We start from the raw sequence: 21,568 nt of genomic DNA on the forward strand, positions 1-21,568 counted from the left end.
GTCGCCTGCGTCCGACACGTCAAGCTGATCGGAACTCGTCCGTGCCTCGCGCCGCATCCGACCGCGCCGCGCTCGTCAGGAAGGCGGTGAGTACCGCAGCGCCGAGCTGCGGGGGGACGGCGTTGCCGATCATCGTCGCCAGGGCGTTCCGCGTGGGACACGCAGTGAAATCGAAGTAGTCGGGGAAGCCCTGGATGCGCGCCGCTTCGTGCGCCGTGAGAGCGCGGGTGCGGTCCGGGTGCATGTAGCGCCCCTGACCGATGCTGCCGAAGCCGCTGGTGATCGTCTGCGCCGGCTGGTCCCATCGCAGGCGGCCGTACATCGACTTGTATGAGTGGGATCCCTGCTGGCACGTCGGGCGCTGCGCATTCGGGAGGTCGTAGATGTCGTTGTCGAGCAGGTACTGCATCCGCTCGACGTTCGTCGGTGAAGCCTGCGGTTGGCGGTCCAGCATCGAGGTTGACGTCGTATCCGTCAGATCCCCGATCGCCCACCGCAGGTCGTGCGAGGTCGCCGAAGCCTCGATCGCATCGAAGAGATCCCCGGGCGCCGGCTCATTCGGAGCAGTTGCCAGCATGAGGTGTCGCTGTCGCGTCTGAGCCACGCCCAATCGAGCAAGGGCGACGACACGGTGCTCGATTCGGTAGCCGATTCGCCCGAGGTGCTCGACGGCCCTCTCCACGACTCCGACGCCGTTGTGGCGATCGCGCAGCACGGAGGGCACGTTCTCGATCAAGACGAGGCGCGGGCGGAGTATCTCCGCCGCTCGTACCATTCGCAGGTACAGGGCGTTCTTCTCATCGACCCGACGGGTGTGGTTGTTCAGGTTGCTATGGCCCTGGCACGGTGGCCCGCCGACCAGGACATCGACTGTCGAGACCGATGCGGCGGTGCGCTGTTCCACGAACGTGGGCTCGTCGCCGAGCTCGCCGTCGAAGTACGCCTCGACAGGAGCTGTCTCGACGCGCTCGGTGGAAGGGAAGTTCTGCTGGTAGACGCGGGTCGCGAGAGGCTCGAAGTCCACCGCGAGCGCGATCTGCAGAGATCGACCGGCCGCGTGACACGCTTGAGCGAAACCGAGGGTAATGCCGCCGCAACCAGCGAACAGGTCGACGATCCGCGTCGCTCCGGCGCCCTCGTCGAACGCCGGGCGCGTCCGTGCTCGCAGCGGGTGATCAGGCTGAGGCAACGGAATACTCCTGGTCCGATGAGGCATGGTCTCGGGCATCCGCGTGTAGGAGGGGGCTGGGGGATCCTCTCCAGGTAACAGCAAGCGCGTCTCGCGCGCGGCTGGCGGCGACATAGAGCAGCGATCGTTCCTGGAGCATGACGTCTTCGCGCTCCTCGGGGGCCGCGTTGTCGAGCATCCATTTGCTGGGGACCACGCCGTCGCTGATGTCGTAGAGAACGACGCGACTGAACTCCATGCCCTTCGCCGTGTGCATCGTCAGCGTCAGCACGCGATCGCTCGACGACTGTGCGCTCTTCACGTGATTCGCGGGGATCCCTCGACCGACGAGCGCGTCGCGAACGGCAAGCGCGCGATCGTTCGTGCGTGCGAGAACGGCGATCGTTCCGGCATCGACGGTATCGTCGCCGACCCAGCTCTCGATGAGATCGCCGACACGAGCGAGTTGCTCCTGCTCGTTCACCGTGCCGAGGACGACTGGGGTCGGTCCGCGACGCGCCGAGTGGTAGCCGGCGACGTCCGCGGTGCCGCCTTCGGCATCGATGAACTCCGCTTCCTCAAGCGAACGGACGGCGAATGCGAGGTTCTCGGCCGTGGTGCGATAGTTGAGCGTCAGGCGACGGGATCGCCCGACGATGGCGATGCCGCAACGTGCGAGAACGACTGGATGCCCGTAGATGCGCTGGTGCGCATCTTCTGCGATGAACATGTCGTTCCGTCCGGGACGCGCGAGCGCACGCAACAGTGCCCACTGCGAAGGCGAGAGATCCTGTCCCTCGTCGATCAGCACGTGATCGGCGACGACACCGGCATCATCGCCGTACAGGTCGAGCCATGCCGCGCCGATCTCGGCGACTTCGGCGTAGCACAGCGATGACGTCGATCGCGCGTTCTCCCGATAGCGCTCGATGATCGACCACACCGCGTCGCGCTTCTTCCGATCGAGCGCAATACCCCGCCCTGGCCGGCGAATTGCGAAGTACTCCTCGCGCGACGTGACGCGTGCGGGCAGAACGACGTGAAGGTATTCAGCTTCCAGGAACGTGTCAGTGACCACTTCGGCGGGGAGAGCTGATGCCGCGCCAACGGCTGCCGACCAGCCGTCACGGTTGCCGTAGATCTGCCCGACGCCGCCGCGAGCCTCTCCGAGGATGATCGCCGCGGCTTGTCCGAATGCCGGACCGGCCTTCTGACGGACCGCTGCACCCAGTTGGTCGACGCCCCGGATCAGCACTCCGGGGGCACCAAGCCCGGAGGCGATGCGGATGTCGGGCTCCAGAACGAGGAGATCTCGCTTGAGGTTCTCGGCGAGGGCCCGCGTGTAGGTCGTGAGGACGACCCGGGCCTCCGGATTCTGCGCCATGAGCTGTCGGGCTCGGTGAAGGAGCACAACGGTCTTGCCTGTCCCTGCACCTCCGCTCAGCCGGAACGGGCCCGCATAGTCGCCCGATGCGTACCGGGCCTGCTCCGGGTGGAGGAATACGCGCCACGCCGCGAAGTCGCCGTCCTCGATGATCTTCCGCAGTTCCTCGTTGTCGTCCACGAACGTGAACTGCATCTTCGACACGTCGCTCTCGAGAGCTCGAAGGATCTTCTCGTCCTCGCTGGCATCGACATCGTCGGCGGGTGCCTGCAGGCGGAGCTCGTCTTGAATATCGCCGATCGACGCGCCCGCAGCGAGGCTGATCGCCGCATCCTGCTCCCATGCGTTTTCGAACCCCTCAGCGAGGGTGAGGATCTCGTCCTCAGTCGTCGCATTCAGAAGCTGCTGCGCGATCGACTGTGCGAAACCCAGCTCTTCGACGAGGTTCGACATGGAGTAGTTGAACTGTTCGAGGAAGCTCAGTGACTTCGGAGCGTTCGTGGTCGGCACTGCGACACCGGCCGACGGTGGCGAGTCGGTGGGCATCGTCTCTGCGATGAGTTCGACGGCACCGTTGACCTCGTTGAGGTTGACTTTGAGAGTGCGAGCACGCTCGATGGCGACGTCGTGCTCCCATGCGCCGGCGAACACCCAGGTGCGCTCCAGGTGCTTGTCTTCCAGGAGATAGAGCACGGCGCGCCAACTCTTGTCGATCCGGGCCGTGCGCGCGCGGGGATCGACTGCCTGATTCATCTTCTTGACGCGGAGGCCGTACGTGGAGTCGTCCTCGGCGAGCTTCTCCAAGAAGTCGAAGATCTTCAGTCGGACCGTCTTGTCCTTCGGCTGATTCTTCAGCTTCGTCATCACGATGTTGGGCATGCACGTTCTCCGAGGTTCCGGGTACAGGCTACCCGGGGCGCTGACACGAGTGAGGGTGCTGACATGTGAGTTGCGATTCCGTTCCATCCTGCTGTCACAGGTCACCCGATTCAGTGAGAATCGCTACGGCTTCGTCCTCGTCGAAGCCTCCATGGGCAGCGACCACGCGCCAGCCATCGGCTTCGAGCCAGTCGGCACGCGCGGCGTCCTCGTCGATGACGATCGCCCGCTTCTCCACAGGCCACCCGCACTCGACGGGCCACCCACCGGGACCGACTTCCAGTCCGACCACCGGCGCCGGCGCTCCGACCTCTTCGAGCTTCGCGAGCAGACTGCCGATGCGGGGATCGGCGAGAAGGCTCGCTTCATCCCATTCGTCGCCGGGGGTCGCTTGCGTCGAGCGCGGCTCGGAGCCGGGGTCGGCCACGATGGTGGAAGTTGCGCCACGGTCCAGCAGAAGGCCGGCCAGGAAGTCCGCGGCGGCGCCCCGCGAGAGTTGGTCGTGTACGCGCTGATTCGTGAACGACCGCAAGCACATGTAGCAGCTCGTTTCGGGTCCGCACTCGCACTCGCGAGCCAACTGCAGTGCTCCTCGCAGCACGGCCGGAAGAGCCTCGGCGATGATGCGTGCATAGCCCGCGCCGCCGGGCACGGTGTCGACGATGTCGATCGTCGGCGCTGCGGTGTGGTAGCTCGACACCGCACCGTCGATGTTGGTTGCGGCGATCTGGAGGACGCTCGCAGCGGCTTGCAGCACCGCGTAGAGAACCGATTGCGCGGTGGATTGCGGGTCAGCGCCGCTCCAAGCTTGAGGGAAGATCACCCGGAGCACGTCGGTCTCGTACTTGTGTGCAAGCGAGAAGGTCGACGAGCCACCGCTGCAGTACTTCGACTTGAGCGGATCGTTGTGGCTCGACGGCCACTCCTCGTATCCGGCGACGCTGAACCCGCAGAAGTTGCATACTTTGAAGCCGCGATCTGTGCTTCCCGCGTTGATCCGCACCATCGAGGCGCGCTCCATGACCTGGAACGCGATTTCTCCGTGAGGCGTTGCGATCGTGTCGGAGTCCGCGACGGCGCCGTCCTTGGCGATTCGCGTCTGGCCACGCCAGCTCGCTCGAGGTGCGGCGTCACCCGTACGCTCGGTCTCGCTCGAGGCAAGGAAGCCGAAGCGCGGTTCGATGTACTTGTGCGGGGCGCCGGTGGGAGCGTCGCCGCAGGTCTTGCAGGGGCCGTGGTCCTCGGCCGCGGATTCCTCGTACGAGTCGCACTGCTTGCAGACCCGGTAGTACACGGGCGGGTTCTCCCGCTCTCGTTGGCGGGCGATGCCCGCTGACTTCCAGATCTTGCCGCCGGCCACGACCCTTGCACCGGGTGCGTATTCGAAGATCGCCTGCGAGAGATCGCGTGCGAGGTCGAGTTGCGTTGCGCCGGCGACGCCACCGGGGATCTTCATCTCGACGGTATCGACAGGGAAGCCGTACTTCGGGATCAGATTGCGGTTCGCGAGGAACCCGAGGAGATTCCGCCGCTCGAGCGTCTTCAGAACGCGGCCGAAATAGTCGCCCTTCGAGCCCTTCTTCGCGGCGTATGCCTCGTCCATGAGCTCGCGGTACACGGAGGCTTCCTCGCGGTAGCCCCGTTGGACGTCTTCGAGGAGGGCCATGAGGTGTTCCGCCCAGCCATCCCATGCCCAGTCGTCGGAGGTGAGCCCTGTCCCGGAGACAAGGCGACGAATCGACTCTTGAAGCTCGTCACGCCGAGATCGAAGCCACGGAGCGACCCGTTCTGCGGCGGTCGGTCCCTCACCCTCTCCGCCGAAGAAGTCGACGGCGTACCGGTACCTTCTGTCGTGCAGTCGAGCCTCGTCGCGCCAGAATCCTGCGAGCGCGACCGAGAAGAAGTGCCTCTCAGCCAGCCGAGGGTTGCGCGTCGGCACCACCGGCGTTCGCACGGAGCCGGCAATCTGCTTCGCCGGGTCGCCGAACACGGTGAGGTCGTGTGAACGCCTCTGCGCGTATGTCATGACGAGCGCCGCGCTGTCGCTGCGACGTCCAGCTCGACCTGCTCGCTGAATGTAGTTCGATACGGTCGGCGGAACGTTGCGAAGAACCACCGACTGCAGTTCACCGACGTCCACGCCGAGCTCGAATGTCGTCGAGCAGGACAGTACGTTCACCTTCCCGTCGATGAACTCCTGCTGGATGCGGGCGGCTTCCTCGCTCGTCCATTGCGCGGTGTGTTCACTCGCCGCCAGGGGAATCGGCTCGAGTGTTCGGTACAGGTGACCGTAGTGCCCATGGTCCGCTGCCTTTTCGCGACCTGCCCACGTGCTCAGAGTGCCGACACAGCGATAGCGGGGGCAGACGTCGCGGATGTTGATGTTCGCGATCGTTCCGCAGGTGTCGCATCGCCAGAGGGGATCCTCGTCGGTGAGGACCACTGCCTCGATGGATTCGGGGTTCAGCTGCGCGACGGCTCCGAGGCTTCCCGCGTTCGGGTGCACCAGCCAGTGCCCGAACTCTCCGTTCGGGTTCGCGAGAAGTCCCCAAATTCCGTCCAACGTGTCAGAGACCGCCCCCTCGGCTCCCGCTTTCGCCAGCACCCGGGTGAGGAAGTCGGAGCGTGTGTTCTTTCGCGTCGTCGCCCCGGTCGCTGTCGGAGTCCAGCTGATCACCTTCCGCTTCGGGTCTGAGCCATTCCTCCGCACATAGATAGGGCCGAGCCGCGGCTCGAAGATCGGATCCTTCACATCGACGTTCTCGAGCGGTGCGACGGCGCCCTGAAGACGCACGGTCCTGACGAGAGCTTGGACGAGATCGAGCGCCTCGCGCTCGGTGAATCCCATGGCGTGGAGGGGTCGGAGGGACGTCGAGACCCGCGGCTCGCGCATCCGCCACTTGACGAGGCCGACTCCCTCCAGAGATTGCCGATCGTCGATGGTGACGATCTCGGCCTGCACCCACGTTTCGGCCTCGGTCTGGCGCTTGAGCGCGGTCATCGCGTCCGGGAAGTAGCCCGACCTGGTTGCGATCTTGCGAGCAGTCGCGGCGATGTCCGTCGATGCGGCGGCCTCGTCCTCGAACTGGGCCCCGGCGATGGCTCGGAAGAGCATGCGCCTCTGCATGAGCCGCTCGTAGGACTGTTCCAGGTAGGGAGCGAAGAAGGCCGCCTGCTGGCGACTGTCACTGAACACGAGGAGCTTGCGTGCCTGGCCTGGCAAGTGCGCTCCTCGACCCTCTGTTGGCGGCATCGCTTGGTACAGCGCAGTGGTGAGGACGCTGACGGAAGCATCGTTTCCGCTCTCGAACCGGCGGATGATGCGCGGACTCGATCCGCCGCACTGCATGCAGCGCGCAAGGGAGTCGCGGACCTTGCGTGAAACGGGAATCAGGTTGGCGCCGCAGGCAGCGTTCGAGCAAGTTCCACGAGGGTTCGTGGCGACGGTGCCGCATCGAGCACAAAGTCCGATCGTCGTGGCGTCATCGGTCGCGAGGGCCTCTTCAAGGACCGCATCGTCTTCATCGATGTCGCTGTCGTCGGCCTTGGACAAGCACAACCAGACGTTGGCCCCAGCCATCGACTCCTTCGGGAGGAAGACGCGCCGGCCATCGATGATCTGCTCCGAGCCGACGAGGTGCACGCCGCCGCAACGGCGGCATGCGGCGATCTCGAACACGCACCAGCCGCAGTCGCATTGCTCGCGGCGAGCGAGTGACAGATGAGGACCGCTCGGCGAGAGGCAGGTGAACGCACCTTCGGTCGCGCGGGCGAAGAGATGATACTTGCCTGAGAGGGCCGGCGTTCCGTCGATATCGTGTGCCTTGGCGGCGAGGTCGACCAGGGTAGTGAGCTGGTCGCGTGCCAGATCGGGGCGACCCAACCGCTCGAGGACTTCGTCCACGGTGCGCGGCTTCGCCCGTCCGAGCTCATGCAACTTGCGGATCGTCTTCTCACCGGTGAACAGGTCGAAGCCCGAGTCGCCGGTTGCCCCTGCGGCGCGTGCCGCCGCTTCGAGACCCTCGACCGTTTGGCCCGGTTCGAGTGCGGCAGCGGGGAACTCGCCCCACGCAGGGCTGCGAAAGAGCTGCTTGTGGGTGGCTGTGATGATGTCGCCTTCGTGCGCGCTGAACTGAGCGCCGAAGAGATCGGAGGCGAATGTCGCTGCGCGTTCGAGGTCGGTGCCGACTGTGGCGCTCGTGGCTATCGCCTGGAACTGTCGGTGGGGCGCGACGCGCTCGCGGAGGCGGCGCAGGAGATAGCCGATCTCAGCGCCGTTCGCTCCGTCGTAGACATGAGCTTCGTCGACGACAACGAACTGCCAGGTGTTCGCGCCGGGCTCGCCGAACAACTCGCTGTCTTCAGGCCGCAGCAGCAGATACTCGAGCATGGCGTAGTTCGTGAGGAGAAGGTGCGGTGGATGCGCGCGCATCTCCTCGCGGCTCATCAGCTCGTTCGGAAGAAACTCATCGTTCGGGTGCTGCTGCTGGAACTTCGCCTCGGCGTCTTCTCGCCTCTCGAGAGTCTCACCGGTGTAGCGACCGAAGGTGATCTCGGGTGTTGCAGCGAGCACCTGGCGCAGACGCTTGAGCTGGTCGTTCGCGAGCGCGTTCATCGGATAGAGCAAGAGTGCTCGAACTCCCGGAGTCGCTTCGCCCGCTGGGAGATCACGGAGGAGGCGATCGAGGATCGGCAGGAGGAAGCTCTCCGTCTTTCCGGAGCCGGTTCCGGTCGCGACTACTGCATTGCGTCCGCGACGAATCTGAGCGAGCGCCTGGACCTGATGGGAGTACCACGGACGATCCAACGAGAAATGCGCAAATTCGAGTCGCGCGAATGCTGGATCGAGTTCGCCCTGATCGATCAGCTGACGAGCAGTCGCGGCCTGTTCGTATGCAGGGGTGAGTTCGAGGTAGGGACCCTTGGCGAGACCTTGCTTGGACCGAGCCATTCGGTTGATCTCGCTGCTGAGCGCGTCGGCGATCGCCGGTTCGTTGGGCGTAATCAGGCTGCCCAGATACCGGCGGTAGGCGTCGGTCAGCGCAGTGCTGACGGCGATCGGATCGATGGTGGTCATTCGTTCTCCCAACGAGTCATCCAGAGCTCAGCGAGCACGAGGTCCTGCTCGATGAAGCTGGGTGCAGCTTCGGCCATATCCGCGAAGCCCGACCGGTACTTGCCGAACGCTTCGATGGCGGATTCGTAGCCGCGGGCAGCGAGCCGGGCCAGGAGCGCGATCGAGATGCTGAGGCACGGGAGCGATGGCCAGCCATCGCTCCCGCTTCTCGCGCCGATCGGGCCGCGGACGCGATCGCCGAGCGTGTCCTGGAGGACCGCATGGGTCCGTCGAAGTACACCGTGCGACGTTCGCGCGATGTCGCGTGTGCGCGGTGAGATCCTGCTATCGAAGAGTTCTCTCGCATGCAGCATCCGCTGATCGCCGTTGAGGAGCGCCCCGGGGACCGGCGCGGCTGCCCGCCATACGGCATCGATCCGCTCTGCCGGCCAGTCGGAGAGGATTTCCGCTTCGTGGCGGAATGCGCCCACGGATGCATGCTCATCCCGCCCATCCTCGAGGATGGTTCGTGCCGACGCCCCCAGCGTCGCCTCGACCTGATCGGCGAGTTCGTCGCGTTCGCTGCGCCACCGTCCCATCGATTCGACGACGCCGAGGAACGGCGAGAGGGTCCACGTCGTGCTGTCGACAGGAAGGTCGCCGGCCGCTGCGGTCGCCGCCCACCCCTCGGCGATGAGCCGACCGTGCGTGGATCGCGACCAGGAGCTCGCTCGCACAGCATCGAGAAAGGTGTCGCCATGGTCGATGGTGAGCTGGGCGATGTCGGAGAACAGCTCGTAGCGTGGACGGGGAGTGCGGCTTCGTCGGAGTGATCCGTAGATCTCGATGGCGAAGGGGACGGCCTCGGGCAGGGACGGGAGCGGGAGCTCGCCTCCGACCCATGCCAGGAACGCGTCGTCCAACGTCTCGAGGTCTTCGACGGGAAGCTCGAGGTGGTGCAGGTTCCCATCGGCCTTCGGCGGCATCTGGGGCCACTCGTCGGAAGTCCACGGATCATCGACCCGTGCGACGACGACTGCTGGCCCTCTTCCGCGAAGCGATCTCGGTGCAGCGACCATGTCGGAGTCTGCAGGAATGTGCAGGGCCTCGGGCGTTCGCCAGGGCGCGAAGTCGAGATAGACACCGAGGTCGAGCGGAACCGATTCACCGTTCTTGGCGACGTGGAGCTGACCGTCCTCGACGAACAGATTCGCGATCAGCTGGCGCGGGCGGATGACGGCGACAGCAGTGGAGCGATCAGCTGCGTCGTACCGGAGAGTCACCGCGCCGTGGCGCTCGGCGGTGTCGGCGATGGTCGCAAGGTTCACGAGGGCGATCCCCGTCGCGTTCGCGTCCGCTGGGATCACCTGAACGTCCGCCCCGCCAGCGGCCACTGTGATCGTCCCTTGCAGGCGGGGCACGGTGTTCAAACGGATGAGACTGTCGGGAAGGCTCTCGGTTTCGAGCTGTGCGGGACCGATCCCGGGCTTCGTCGTCTGGGTGCCGGTGGCCGTTGCCACCCACATGAAGTCGATGTCGGTGGCGGCGCTGAGAGCGGGTGCGCCGAGCGAATCCGGAATCGTGACCGAGGTACCCCGCGTCGCACCATCGAGTACGACTGTGTCGACGTGGCCCGACGATTCGATGCGGACAGCACAGTCATCCAGCCCGGAGTGGGATGAGAACCATCGGAAACCCGTCGTCGATGATGTCGAGACGCCCTCAGCGATGGCGATGTCGTGTGTCGCGCCACGGCCCAGTGGCCCCTGCGCGCGGAGTTGGAACTCGCCGACCAGCGTTCCCGCCTCGTCGGGCCATGGGTCGATCGCCACCGGTTCGAGCGCGGATTCGTGGTGAACCGTGTTGAGGACTTCGCCCTCGGAGTTCGTCACGCTGATCGTCCAGAGCGTCGATGCAACGCCGATCTCGGAGTCCGCTCGCGCTGCCGGAAGCACGATGCGAGGGCGCTCGCTGAGAATGAACCTGCCCGATGCCGCGCGAAGGTGGGACAGAGTCGGCACGTCTTCGAGGGTCGGTCGAGTGAGCGAGGAGACGTAGCGCCAACGGAAGTCGCCATCTGATCGAGGCCGCAACTTGTGCGTCTTGCTCAGGTCGACCAGCGCGAACGACCATCCGTCCCAGCCGTACGGCGCATCGACGTGCTCGACAATCGTGAGTTCTCCGGCGTGCTCGAGCGCATCGGAGATGTCTCGGTCCGATTCGTTGGGGAACGCCACCCAAGCGCGCCCCTTGGGCAGCTGACTACCCGACGCGAGGGCCTCTCCGCTATTCGCGTCGAAGACGAGCAGCGGGCTCGTCGTGTCGACCACGGGAATGGCCCACTCGAGTTCTCGCCCTTGCAGCGCAACGACCACTTTCGTCGCAGGGCGCTGAACGGCTTCCCGATTGGGTGTGGCGATGTCGCCGGGCCAGGGAGCCCGAACTCGCCGCAGTTTCGACTCCCCGGCGGCGGTGATCTGCCAGGTCACGTCAGCCCCGAGTCGTCGCTCGAACGCTGGCAGATCGATCTGAAGCTCCCCGTCCGCGTAGATGAGCCGTGGAATCAGCCGAGCTTCCCTGCTTCGGCGGCGCCCGGGTGCGCGGCCCACGTCGCCTGTGAGCAAGAGCCTCTTCACTTCGTCACCGAGGTGAGTGGGCAACGCTTCGAGGGGGAGTTCATCGACTGATGAAGAGCCCTGACTCGCATCGAGGACTGCCAGGAAGCGGTCTACGAGGTCTGCAGAGACGTCGCCTCCGTTCGCCAGGAACCGCCAGGTCGGTGCATCCAGACCTTTGGCCGCGGCATTCGAGCGAGTAAGCGAGGATGCCCAGGCGCACAGGTCCGATCCCGACAGGTCATAGGTGCCCGTGTCCTTCTTCTGCAGCGCTCGGAGAAAGCTGCCCACGCTCGCCACGGGGATGCCCGCGTGCATGAGGATCTCTCCGAGATTGCGCAGCGGCGTATCGAAACGTGAAAGGCCGAGAAGGTCGAGCCCGTAGCGGAAGGTGTTCGACAGCAACGCCTGCCACGGCTGCGTGATCTCCCATTCGGCAACGTCCGAGATCCGGGGCCAGAACGTCCCCTCTTCGTACTTGACCGAAGCGACACCAGCCAGACCTACGAGAGTGGTTGCGGCGTAGCGCTTCAGGAGCTGGACTCGCTGCTTTCCTGACTCCATGCGCCGCACGCGCTCGAATAGCGTGCTCAGAGCGGCGATGGAATCCTCAGCGTCGACATTCGCTTCTGCTACGAGCGACAGGCCCTGAAGCCGTCGCCGCCACTCTCGATCTTGTGCCCTGAATTCTTCGACGTCCATGTCTCGTGCGCTTTCCATCCCCAGTCACGCCTTGCCCTCGCTTCGCGCAAAGCCCTACAGGCTATCGAAGGCGTCGGACATCGGTGTCCTTGGCGCTCGTCGGGATTCCCCATCAGCACCGTATCGGGGGTCTCGCACATCTTGTGCGGTGGGCGCAGCGTCTCGTTGGGGCGATAGCTGAGTGAATGGCCCCTTGAATCCGAACTCGGGCCGCGGTAGTGGTGGCATGGCGACTGGCGCTGGCAGATAGCGAGGCTGCGTGACCGAACAGGACCACTGGGTGTACGTCATCGAGCTCGCTCCTGAGCCATGGGAGTCCCAGCATGTGGGCGTGGTCTACGTGGGGGAGACTGCGCTCACCCCAGAGGAGAGGTTCGCCAAACACCTCTCCGGTGCGCGCACGGCGGCGCGCGTCGTCACTCGACGCGGGCGCATGCTGCGCGCGGAGCTCGCCCCGCCGGGCCAACCATTCTCGTCGCGGGACGAGGCCCTCGAATGGGAGCAACGGACCGCCGACGAACTCCGTGACGCGGGGTATCGCGTGTACGGCGGCCAAGGGCGGGCGTTCATGGAGGATTGATGGATCCCTGTCGCGGCGGCCCGCTAGCCTCGCTGCGCAACTTCGTGCGGGGGACTCGGCCGTTCGTGAGGGGGGCCGCTCAGTCGCACTACCAACTGTTGCGCGTCCGTCTCGAGCAGGTGAGCCGGCTGAGGGCCCACGACCCACCAGCCCTCCGCTGCGAGCCAGTCGTCCCGCTCGGCACTACGAAAACTGACGATCGCGACGCGATGCGCCGGCCAGGCAGCCTCCAGCTCCCACTTGGAAGCGTCAACCGGGTAAGCCAGAGATGGCGCTGGCAGTCCCCTCACGCTCAGCGAGGATAGAAGCTCCTCGGTGTCCGGGTCGCACATCATCAGTGCTTCCTCCCACGCTGCATCCCAGTCGTTGGCGACCATCTGCCTTCGGGGCATCGGAGTTCGGCTTACTGCATCCGCGAGCGCGGCCGAAGCTGCGTCCACCATCGAGTTCGGGTCCACTGTCACTTCGAGTGTGATCCGGTACTCGTCCGCCTGGCGCGCTAGTTCCTCGGCGGAGTAGACGTCGTCCCAACCGAGCACTTGCATGCGGTCGACTACACGGCCAGCAACTTCGAAGTCGCTGTACAGGATGCTTTCGTTGATCACACTCGCCGCGGCTTCGAACCCGCTGCGTCGGAGCTCGCTTACCCAAGAGGTGGGGTGGGAGTCGTCACGGGTGTACGCGCCCGGTTCGACGCCGACAGACACGAAGCGAGTCGATTGTTCGTAGCTTGCGGGCTGATTTTCGTCGTCGGGCTGGCTCGCGTCGGTTTCTCCGATCAACTGGACGACGACGACCTGTGGTGCGTCAAGACCGGCAGTGAGGGCGGCGGTGTCCTCGTCTTCGTCTGATGGATGCGTATGGCTCGACTCGACCACTCGCACCCGGGGTCGGATCGCTCGCGGTGACATCGCGATAGCGGTGGCAAGTCTCCAACCCCAGGTTTCGGTTGCGGCGTCGGGATGGATCTCGATTGCGCGCCGGGCAAGCGTGCCTCCCGGAATGTCGATCGTCGCCGGCAGGTGGTCGTCGACCGACGCTGCATCGTACTTGCTTAGGGCATCGCCGAGCATGGCGGGATCGATTTCAACCACGGCCTGCCCGAAGTAGGGAGGTGTCCTCAGCCAGTTTCGCGTGTCGAGCATTGCGACGTCTGAGAATGCCTTCTCCGCATTGCCGACGAACCATCCGGGGACGATCTCGACCGCCGGCTCCCTCATGGCCAGGAGATGGGTTGCCCGGCGCGTCAGCGGAGGCTCGGTCAGCCAATCGCTCCACTCCACCTCTCGCACTTCGGACACAGCTGCGACTTCGAGCGGGGCGCCGAGGCCAGCGGTCGACGGTGTGAAGTAGTTGAGGAAGTCGAGTGCCGAGAGACGACGGGCTCCGATGACCTGCATGACGTCCGCTTCCCGGTCAGGCCTTACGTCGTACCATGCGGAGGATGTGGCGGCGAATCGGGCGGGGTCAACCCAGTACGCGCCATCGCGGCGCAGAATGTTGCCGTTGCTCACCCGGTACAGGGCGAGCCGGTGCGGCGCGCCTACTCGGCGACCGACAATCAATCGTGTGCCCATGTCCTCACTTCTATCGGATGACTTCAGTCGAACGAGGGTCGAGCTGGCGCTTCTGAGATCTTCCGGCAACGTGGGTGCGGTCGTCCAGGGATCACCGGGTAAAGGCGCACGGCGTTCACTCCGAGGCTCGGCGCACTACTTCGAGTCGAGTGGATTCATGTAGTAGTTGTCGCTCATTGGCCCGTTCAGCTTGGGCGGCGCCTGCGCGGGCGAAGGCCGGCCGGTCGCGCGTCGAGTTGCGCGCAGGTTGGAGCCGAGCTTCTCCTTCGCTGCGGGCGTTGCGCTGGGCGCGAGACGCGGGCGGGGCGGTGGCAGTGGCTCGCCGAGCGAGCGGAATACTGCAGCGAGTGTCTTCTCGATCGTGCGCTGAACAGTGTCCAGGTGTCTCAGGGTCTTGATGTTGAGCTCAGCTCGAAGGCAATGGTCGAGAAGTGAGTTCCACGAGCTCGAGAGGCTCGCCCCGCTCTCCCGCTGCTCGGCGAGAGTCAAGTGCTCGAGACCGTTGCGCACCTCGATCGCACGCTTCCGGAGGTCTTCTGCGCGCAACGTGAAGCGCTTGGGATCCACGGGCAGCGTTTCACGATCTTCGGTGACCATAGTCGGACTCTAGCGCCAGGACCCGACAGCGATGCTTGTCGTCAACGCACGAGGGTTCCGATCGCAGGCCCCGGCCCGCGTCATCGATTGCTGGCGGCGCGGATAGGCTGGCCTTCTAGCGCGGTCGGCAGTTATGTCGAACGTGGCACGGCCGCCACTGACCGGAACACCCGCAGGCGGAGAGATCCAGAGGTTGACATGCCGATTCCGTTGCTTCTCCCGTTGATACCTCTTGGGCTCGTCGGTGCGGGCATCTATGTCGGTACGACGGCTCTCATCGAGTGGCAGAAGAAGCATAAGAATGCTCCTGCGCCCAAGACCATCGCAGTCATCGGCCGCCGAGGGGTGGGGAAGACCACGCTGATCAGCTATCTACGGGATCAGCGGCTTCCGAAGAGCGTCTCTCCCACACAAGCTCCCAGCGAGGGCGCAATCGTCGAGTTGGATTCGTCGATCGGCTCCGAGACGTTCCTGGTGACGCGCGACGTGCCGGGAGATGACGTCCTGGGGTTCCCTCAGTGGAAAGAAGAGGTGAGCAGCGCGGACATCGTCTGCTACCTCTTCCGCGCCGACCTACTCGTGAGCGGAGACGAGAACGAAACGGCGAGGGTGAAGCAGGACCTGCTCATGTTGCAGGGGTGGATGTCGAAGAAGAAGGGCAAGCCGAAACAGTACGTGCTCGTAGGCACGTCCGCCCAACGGCACCCCGACTATGAGTCTGCACCGCAAGAGGATTTTCGCGGCCGCGTCGACGCGGTGCCGGTGATCAGGCTGAACCGCCTGACGCTCAAGAACGCCCGGTTGGTGGTCGGCGATCTCTCCGAACCCGACGCTGCAGCGTGGCTCCGCGAGCAACTCGGGGAACGCCTGGTGTCGACTCCGGCCCCGACAAAGAGCCAGCAGTCGAACGAGATGGAGACCCAGCAGTGACTCCCGAAGGCAGTGCGCGAACGATGCCGCGCTCGATCACCGTCGTCGACGACAAGGTCTATCTCGAGATCATCCAGGACCCGAAGGCGGTCGCGTTGATCGACGACCTTGATGCGATGGTTGTGCCCTACGCCGGTCATGCAGCAGTGCACGAATCCGAAGTTGCGCGAGTTCGAGATGTCCTCGTGAAGTCGGGGCAACTCGTCCAGGGAGCGTTCCTCATCAAGAACCCCTACGAAGGGGAGACCTACGAATCCGCGGAGACGGCCATCGAGGCCTTCGCAGTCGCGAAGTATCACGCGCTCGCGAACGTCGTTCGGCTCCTGGGCGCGCGTGAGATCAAGTTCGTCGAGGTGAGGATGTCGAACGAATCGGCGAACTGGGTGGCGAACGCGATGCTCCACCTGCCCAAACTCGGCGCTGACGCAGAGGCCAGCAAGGAAATGAAACAGAAGCTCAAGGAGAAACTTCAGGCTCGAATGGTCTTTCCCGGCTCGCCGCCCGACACCGAAGGCGCAACCGCCTATCTGACAAAGCGCAACCTGCAAGGCGATCAGCAGATGCGAGACCTGATTGAGATGCGCACCGGCACGAATCCGATCAGTCACTACAAGATGACCTTCAGCGGCACCCGCGAGTCGGCCTCCAACTTCAGTGCAGGACTCAAGCTCGCCGGGGCCGCTGAGGCTCTCGGGGTTCAGCTCGGAGGCAAGTTCACGAAGACACTGGAGTCGATTCGCGACATCGACATCGAGACGGAGATCAATTTCTGACCCGCATGCAATGGCGGCGCTACGGTCTGGAGTGTCAGCATCCGTTCACGCCCCGGGGTGGACGACTCCCATCGTCCGATCCATCGCGGGGTTGCCGCCCGGAGCGGCGTGGCGCTTTGTCGGGCGGACGTCGACGATGCGTTGGACGGAGTGGTGCAGTCCTACGGATAGGTGCCGGTTAGCGCGTCCGCTGGCCAGCTGTTGACGTATTCTGCGAGTCCTTCAATGTCGGCGTAGACCGTGGCGAACTTGTATCCGAAGTTCTCCTCTAGCTGGAAGCGGATTTCCCGCTTCGCGTTCGGAGTGATCAAGAACGTGAAGACAGGAGCCTTGCGCGGAAGGCGGTCTTCCTCGACACGCGCAAGACGCATGGGAACAGACGCATGCCACCTCAGCTCCGATGCCAACCAGCGTGATCGCCGTGTCGGCAGATTGCCATCTACATCGAGGGCATCGATCGGAAGGCCGTCGACGATGAAGGCGGCGTTCTGTGCCGGAATTCGTCCGTGAAGCGCCGGTGGGCGCCAGATCTTGCGCCCGAGGCCGGTACCCCAGTTGACCGTGCGGCGTTCCTGATCACTACCGAGCCGGTGCCAGCGGGGCGTGTTCGTGTTCCAGCCAGTGTGGAGCTGGAGCGGGCGGTTGTTCTGGGTGAACGCAAGGAGTCGCCCCGGCAGATCATCGGTGGAGTCGTTTCGTGCGACCGCGAACCATGCGGCGATCAATGGGTTGAACGTGACGTCGATGAGGCGCGTCGGCACACCGACGTGCTGCATCTGCGCGAACAGCTGGAGCGCGGGGATCCCGTCGAGTCTCCATTCGATGCGAGCGAGCTTCAAGAGCTTCTTCTCTGCGGCGATGACCTGGTCTTCCGTCGGCGTGCTGAGAAGCTGGTCAGCAAGCTTGCGGTACAGGCTGCTCCGCAAGCCCCACTTCGCATCCGATTGCCCGCGCCACACGAAGCGTTCACCGCCGTGCATTCCGACAAGGTCATTCACATGCTCCTGGAATGAGGTCCAGTCATGGATCGTGGTCTCGAAAGGGGCGAAGAGCTCCGCGGCATCTGGCCAGTCCATGTCGGGCATGTCCTGATCCTGGCACTCAGGGTTCCCGCGAGGAAGAAGCCGCTGTCTGCGATCACATCCGCAATGAGTACGTCGCCCGCCGTTGTGGACAGCGCGTCTCATGGCCCCGCGTGTTCGGCTAGCTTGGACCTTGTTCGTTCGAGGGGGGGAAATGCGCAATGGGGAGCAGACTGTGAGCGCCGGCAGGACGCCGGATCAGAGTGTCGTGTCAGGGACGCAATGGTCTCAGGGCGGTGGGGAGTGAAGGCCTTCTTCCGAGGGACTGCGATTGCGCTCGTTGTGCTCGTCACCGCTAGTCTCGGCGCGTTGGTGCTGCTCCTGGCGACCGGTGCGGTCAAGCCGTTCTTCGACATGAGCCCGGTGTCGGTGGAGGAATCCAGCCGCAGTTCGCAGGTGATGGACGCGGTCTCGAGCGAGAAGCAGGTTGTGCTCGTGAGCCTCGGCATTCAGGGCATCGAGGAGAAGAGTGCAAACAGTGCGTTCTTCGGGATGGCGGTGCCCGGTAGCGAGCGCACGTCGTTCATGCGCTACGAGTTCAAAGCCAAGCTGGGCTTCGAGGGCGGCGACGTCGACATTGTCGAGACCGCTGAGAACGAGTACACCGTCTCGATTCCGAAGTTCATCTTCATCGGACACGAATTCGTCAGCGACGATGGTGAGCCGTTCAAGCTGGTTGTCGAGAGTGCCGGCGCGCTGAGCTGGGTCACGCCCGAGATCGACGAAGCGGACATGATCAACAGGATTCTCAGTGATGACGCGCGTGACGAGTACATCGAGACGAATCGAGAGCTCCTTCAGGAGCAGGCCAAGGCCTTCTATGAGGGCATCGTGAGCGGTATTGCGCCCGATGCCACTTTGACGTTCGAGTTCAGTTGACGTCGGCTACCCGACGCGCTCGAAGAGCTCGGCCGGCTTCCCCCGCACGCCCTTCCGCATCTCGCCGGTCGCGCGCAGCTGCTCGATGACCGAGCGCCGGAACGTATCTGGGTTCAGTCGTCGGCCTGCCACCGCTTCGTGTAGCGCCCGCAGGTCTCGGATCACGAACGGCCCGGGCGGTAGGAGGCCAGCGGGATCCGGGAAGCGAGCGTAGCGCTCGCGTAGGTCGGTGACAGCAGTCGCCACGATCTCGTCGTGGTCGTACTTCAGTTGCGGTAGGTCGTCAACGCCCACGAGGCGCGTGCGGTCCGACCCTGGCACCCGCTCCACCGGCACCGCATCCACGTGCGCCACCGACAGCACCCACCCGCGGTCGTCCCGGTCCGGCGCATCGAACACCCGCAGCTGCCGCGGGTGCAATCCCGCGACGCCGGCCTTCTCGCGCAGGGAGCGCAGCGCGGCGTTGCGCAGGGTCTCGCCCTCGTGCAGGAAGGTTCCCGGAAGCCGCCACTCGTCGCGGCCGTCGGCGACGGCATCCGTCGTTCTCGTCAGCAGCACCGCGAGGGCGCCGTCGACCACCGTGAGGACGGCGGTATCGACTGCGACGGAGGGGTGCGGGTAGTCCTCGAGGGTCTTTCCGTGGCTGTCGCGGTACGGCTGGGCGGAGGTCACGGGCACGAGTTTAGGCGAAGGGTGAGCAAATGTCGGAGGTTGGGTGCATACTGATGGTGGAAGAGATATTGGCGAGAGTTGATCTAATTAGGGAATGCCATGACGATGAAGAAGAGCTACCACGAGAGCGAGCTGGACCACGTGCCGGCGGTGATGCTCGGCGGGCCCATCGACGGCAAGCGGTACAAGCTCCCGGTGTTCCCCGAGGACGGCATCCCCACGGGGTTCTCGACGCCGCTGCGCGAGCCGCATGAGACCAGCCCGCATGCGCACTACCTGCGCGAGGGCGACGAGCCGGTCGGCGGCTACTTCGTCTTCTTCTACGACCGGACCACGGGGCCGAACGGCGAGTCGTACCGTGAAGAGCGCCCCCACCGCACGCGCGAGCGGTTCAGCGCTCCCGAGACAGGAGGTCAGCGATGACCGCCAACACCACCCACGACGAGGCCGGGCGCCTAGTCCTCGCCGGGTGGGTGAAGACCCTCGCGCCCGACGAGATCTTCGTGTTCGGCTCGAACTCCGGCGGACGCCACGGCGGCGGCGCCGCGCGCATCGCGCACGAGAAGTTCGGGGCCGTGTGGGGGCAGGGGCACGGCCTGCAGGGGCAGTCGTACGCGGTCGACACGATGACGGATGCCGCCACCATGGCGTCCGAGATCGCCACGTTCCTGCGGTTCGCGGACGCGCATCCCGAGCTGACGTTCCTCGTCACCGAGCTCGGCTGCGGCATCGGGCCGTACCAGCCGTCGGATGTCGCTCCGCTGCTCGCGGGCGCCGGGGCGAACGTCGCTCTGCCGCCGTCGTTCGCGGCGGAACTGCGGAAGGCGGGGGTTCCGGTGCCGAAGGCGGCGGGGGCGCATGCTGCGGCATCCGCGTCGTCGGCGCCGGGTTCGGGTGGGACGGCGGGGGCGGCATCCGCTCGCCGTGACGGGCTCGTCGGGGCGAAGCACCACGGGCGGCAGGCTCCCGCGCACCTCAGCGCTCAGCAGCTCGACCGGGCCGCGGGCGCGGTGGTCGGGATGGCGATCGGGGATGCGCTCGGGTCGCAGTACGAGTTCGGGCCCGCGCATGGCGACGACTTCGTGCCCGAGTTCGGGGTCGGGGTGTTCGGGCACGGGGTCGGCGAGTGGACCGACGACACGTCCATGGCGATGCCGATCCTGCAGGCGCTCGCGCGGGGCGAGTCGCTGCGGGATCCCGCGGTGCTCGGGTGGATCGCGGGGGAGTGGGACACCTGGTCGCGCACCGCGAAGGACGTCGGCGCGCAGACACGCCAGGTGCTGCGGTCGATGGGCGGCGTGCACACCGAGGAGGCGGCGCGTGCGGCATCCGAGGCTCATCACTCGCGCTCGGGACGCAGCGGCGGCAACGGGTCGCTCATGCGCACGGGACCCGTCGCGCTCGGGTACCTCGCCGACGGGCGCGAGCGGCGGCTCGCCGAGGCGGCGGGGCGCATCGCGCAGCTCACGCACTGGGAGCAGGACAACGTCGACGCGACGGTGATCTGGTCGCTGATGATCCGGTCGGCGGTCCTGACGGGGGAACTCGAGCTGGACGGGTTCACGGAGTTCTTCGGCGAGGGGTCGCCGCGGCAGGTGCGGTGGGCGGCGCTTGTCGATGAGGCGTGCGGGCGGCACCCGCGTGACTTCCAGGCGCAGAACGGGTGGGTCGTGAAGGCGTTCCAGGCGGCGCTCGCCGCGGTGTTCGGGGCGCGGGACTTCACCGATGCCGTGTACCGCGCGATCCGCGGCGGCGGTGACACCGACACCGTCGCGGCGATTGCCGGGGCGCTCGCGGGGGCGCGATTCGGGGTGTCGCAGATCCCGCCGTCGTGGCAGCGGCGCATCCACGGGTGGCCGGGGCTGCGTGCGAACGACCTGGTGCGGCTGGCGGTGCTCGCGGCGCGGCGCGGCGGGTCGGACAGCGCGGGGTGGCCGGCGGGGGATACGGCGTTGCAGCCGGGGTTCCGGCACACGGCGCCGGTGCGGCATCCGCACGATTCCGGGGTGTGGCTCGGGTCGCAGAGTGCGCTCGGGATGCTTCCGGATTCGGTTGGCGCGGTCGTCTCGCTCTGCCGGGTCGGGGTGCGCGAGGTGCCCGAGGGGCTCGAGTCGGTGCGGGTGTGGCTCGTGGATCAGCCCGATCGGAACCTCGGCGTCGACGTGACGCTGCGCGAAGCCGCGGACGTGATCGCCGAACTTCGGGCCGAGGGGACCGAGGTGTTCGTGCACTGCGCCGAGGCGCGGTCGCGGACCTCGGCGGTCGCGGCGCTGTACGCGGCGCGGCACCGGGGCGTCGCGCTGGGCGACGCGTGGGCGGGCGTGGAGCGGGTGCTGCCGTACTTCGATCCGGCGGGGTTCCTGCGCGAGGCCGTTGCGCGGCTGGCGGGGGCCCGTCCGGCGGCGGGTGGATGACGGGGAGAGACGGATGAGTGAGATGTGGATGCCGGTGGGTGTCGCACCCAGGGGCGCAGTGCGCGGCGTCAGCGGCGTGCCGACGGCGCGGAACGTCGAGACGGCGGTGAAGGAGGCTGGGCTTGCACGGATGTCGCCGATCGGGCCCGCACCGGTGAAGCCCTCCCCGGCTGAGGTTGCGCCCCCAGGGCTTGCGCCGCTCGAGGCTGGGCAAGTCGGCGCCGACGTCGAGGCGTGGTTGCACGCCCAGCCCGGCACGA

General features: G+C 65.8%; 14 protein-coding genes. 6 read left to right on the plus strand and 8 right to left on the minus strand.

All coding sequences use genetic code 11. The annotated features are described in order from the left end of the window. Positions 1 to 19 precede the first annotated feature (19 nt). The 4 genes from P0L94_00865 to P0L94_00880 all read right to left on the minus strand — a co-directional run bounded on the left by P0L94_00865 (position 20) and on the right by P0L94_00880 (position 11,804). Positions 20 to 1,228, minus strand: a complete 1,209-nt coding sequence (locus tag P0L94_00865; GenBank protein ID WES64635.1) for a DNA cytosine methyltransferase — start codon at positions 1,226 to 1,228, stop codon at positions 20 to 22. After that, positions 1,176 to 3,431: a 3'-5' exonuclease gene (locus P0L94_00870; protein WES64636.1), complete on the minus strand. Its 2,256-nt coding sequence runs from the start codon at positions 3,429 to 3,431 to the stop codon at positions 1,176 to 1,178. The genes P0L94_00865 and P0L94_00870 overlap by 53 nt, the downstream gene beginning before the upstream one ends. A 94-nt stretch (positions 3,432 to 3,525) precedes the next feature. Further along, entirely contained in the window at positions 3,526 to 8,508 is a 4,983-nt protein-coding gene (locus P0L94_00875; protein ID WES64637.1) for a DEAD/DEAH box helicase, read from the minus strand. Continuing rightward, a complete protein-coding gene (locus P0L94_00880; protein WES64638.1) occupies positions 8,505 to 11,804 on the minus strand; it encodes a hypothetical protein in 3,300 nt (1,099 codons plus the stop codon). Before P0L94_00880 ends, P0L94_00875 begins: the two co-directional genes overlap by 4 nt. Positions 11,805 to 12,063: 259 nt before the next feature. Here P0L94_00880 and P0L94_00885 point away from each other — a divergent pair, with 259 nt between their 5' ends. Beyond that, on the plus strand, positions 12,064 to 12,384 hold the full coding sequence (locus tag P0L94_00885; protein WES64639.1) for a GIY-YIG nuclease family protein: 321 nt from the start codon (positions 12,064 to 12,066) through the stop codon (positions 12,382 to 12,384). Between the two features lie 23 nt (positions 12,385 to 12,407). Here P0L94_00885 and P0L94_00890 read toward each other — a convergent pair whose 3' ends face one another. Further along, entirely contained in the window at positions 12,408 to 13,961 is a 1,554-nt protein-coding gene (locus P0L94_00890) for a hypothetical protein (GenBank protein WES64640.1), read from the minus strand. Between the two features lie 135 nt (positions 13,962 to 14,096). Further along, positions 14,097 to 14,558 carry a hypothetical protein gene (locus tag P0L94_00895; protein WES64641.1) on the minus strand — a complete coding sequence of 154 codons (462 nt, stop codon included), beginning with the start codon at positions 14,556 to 14,558 and terminating at the stop codon, positions 14,097 to 14,099. Positions 14,559 to 14,756: 198 nt separating this feature from the next. Here P0L94_00895 and P0L94_00900 point away from each other — a divergent pair, with 198 nt between their 5' ends. Together P0L94_00900 and P0L94_00905 are read left to right on the plus strand one after the other, a co-directional pair. Next, positions 14,757 to 15,488 carry a GTPase domain-containing protein gene (locus P0L94_00900; protein ID WES64642.1) on the plus strand — a complete coding sequence of 244 codons (732 nt, stop codon included), beginning with the start codon at positions 14,757 to 14,759 and terminating at the stop codon, positions 15,486 to 15,488. Positions 15,489 to 15,511: 23 nt separating this feature from the next. Next, entirely contained in the window at positions 15,512 to 16,261 is a 750-nt protein-coding gene (locus P0L94_00905; protein WES64643.1) for a hypothetical protein, read from the plus strand. A 161-nt stretch (positions 16,262 to 16,422) separates the two neighbouring features. Here the strand turns inward: P0L94_00905 and P0L94_00910 are convergent, their stop codons facing one another. After that, a complete protein-coding gene (locus P0L94_00910) occupies positions 16,423 to 17,346 on the minus strand; it encodes an FRG domain-containing protein (GenBank protein ID WES64644.1) in 924 nt (307 codons plus the stop codon). Positions 17,347 to 17,586: 240 nt separating this feature from the next. On the opposite strand from P0L94_00910, the gene P0L94_00915 reads away from it, so the two are divergent. Then, a complete protein-coding gene (locus P0L94_00915; GenBank protein WES64645.1) occupies positions 17,587 to 18,222 on the plus strand; it encodes a hypothetical protein in 636 nt (211 codons plus the stop codon). Positions 18,223 to 18,228: 6 nt separating this feature from the next. Here the strand turns inward: P0L94_00915 and P0L94_00920 are convergent, their stop codons facing one another. Continuing rightward, complete coding sequence (locus tag P0L94_00920) at positions 18,229 to 18,894, minus strand: NUDIX domain-containing protein (GenBank protein ID WES64646.1); 666 nt, start codon at positions 18,892 to 18,894, stop codon at positions 18,229 to 18,231. A gap of 99 nt (positions 18,895 to 18,993) precedes the next feature. Here P0L94_00920 and P0L94_00925 point away from each other — a divergent pair, with 99 nt between their 5' ends. Together P0L94_00925 and P0L94_00930 are read left to right on the plus strand one after the other, a co-directional pair. After that, positions 18,994 to 19,317: a hypothetical protein gene (locus P0L94_00925; GenBank protein WES64647.1), complete on the plus strand. Its 324-nt coding sequence runs from the start codon at positions 18,994 to 18,996 to the stop codon at positions 19,315 to 19,317. Further along, positions 19,314 to 21,308 carry an ADP-ribosylglycohydrolase family protein gene (locus P0L94_00930; protein WES64648.1) on the plus strand — a complete coding sequence of 665 codons (1,995 nt, stop codon included), beginning with the start codon at positions 19,314 to 19,316 and terminating at the stop codon, positions 21,306 to 21,308. Before P0L94_00925 ends, P0L94_00930 begins: the two co-directional genes overlap by 4 nt. Positions 21,309 to 21,568 lie beyond the last annotated feature (260 nt).

Origin of the sequence: Microbacter sp. GSS18 (genome assembly GCA_029319145.1) — a bacterium.
Classification (GTDB): Bacteria; Actinomycetota; Actinomycetes; order Actinomycetales; family Microbacteriaceae; genus Microbacterium.

Bases quoted from the DNA above. Each gene is read 5' to 3' on its own strand.
- P0L94_00890 (WES64640.1), bottom strand. From the start codon at position 13,961: ATGGGCACACGATTGATTGTCGGTCGCCGAGTAGGCGCGCCGCACCGG.
- P0L94_00930 (WES64648.1), top strand. From the start codon at position 19,314: ATGACCGCCAACACCACCCACGACGAGGCCGGGCGCCTAGTCCTCGCC.
- P0L94_00870 (WES64636.1), bottom strand. From the start codon at position 3,431: ATGCCCAACATCGTGATGACGAAGCTGAAGAATCAGCCGAAGGACAAG.
- P0L94_00865 (WES64635.1), bottom strand. From the start codon at position 1,228: ATGCCCGAGACCATGCCTCATCGGACCAGGAGTATTCCGTTGCCTCAG.
- P0L94_00905 (WES64643.1), top strand. From the start codon at position 15,512: ATGCCGCGCTCGATCACCGTCGTCGACGACAAGGTCTATCTCGAGATC.
- P0L94_00900 (WES64642.1), top strand. From the start codon at position 14,757: ATGCCGATTCCGTTGCTTCTCCCGTTGATACCTCTTGGGCTCGTCGGT.
- P0L94_00910 (WES64644.1), bottom strand. From the start codon at position 17,346: ATGCCCGACATGGACTGGCCAGATGCCGCGGAGCTCTTCGCCCCTTTC.
- P0L94_00895 (WES64641.1), bottom strand. From the start codon at position 14,558: ATGGTCACCGAAGATCGTGAAACGCTGCCCGTGGATCCCAAGCGCTTC.
- P0L94_00880 (WES64638.1), bottom strand. From the start codon at position 11,804: ATGGACGTCGAAGAATTCAGGGCACAAGATCGAGAGTGGCGGCGACGG.
- P0L94_00925 (WES64647.1), top strand. From the start codon at position 18,994: ATGACGATGAAGAAGAGCTACCACGAGAGCGAGCTGGACCACGTGCCG.
- P0L94_00875 (WES64637.1), bottom strand. From the start codon at position 8,508: ATGACCACCATCGATCCGATCGCCGTCAGCACTGCGCTGACCGACGCC.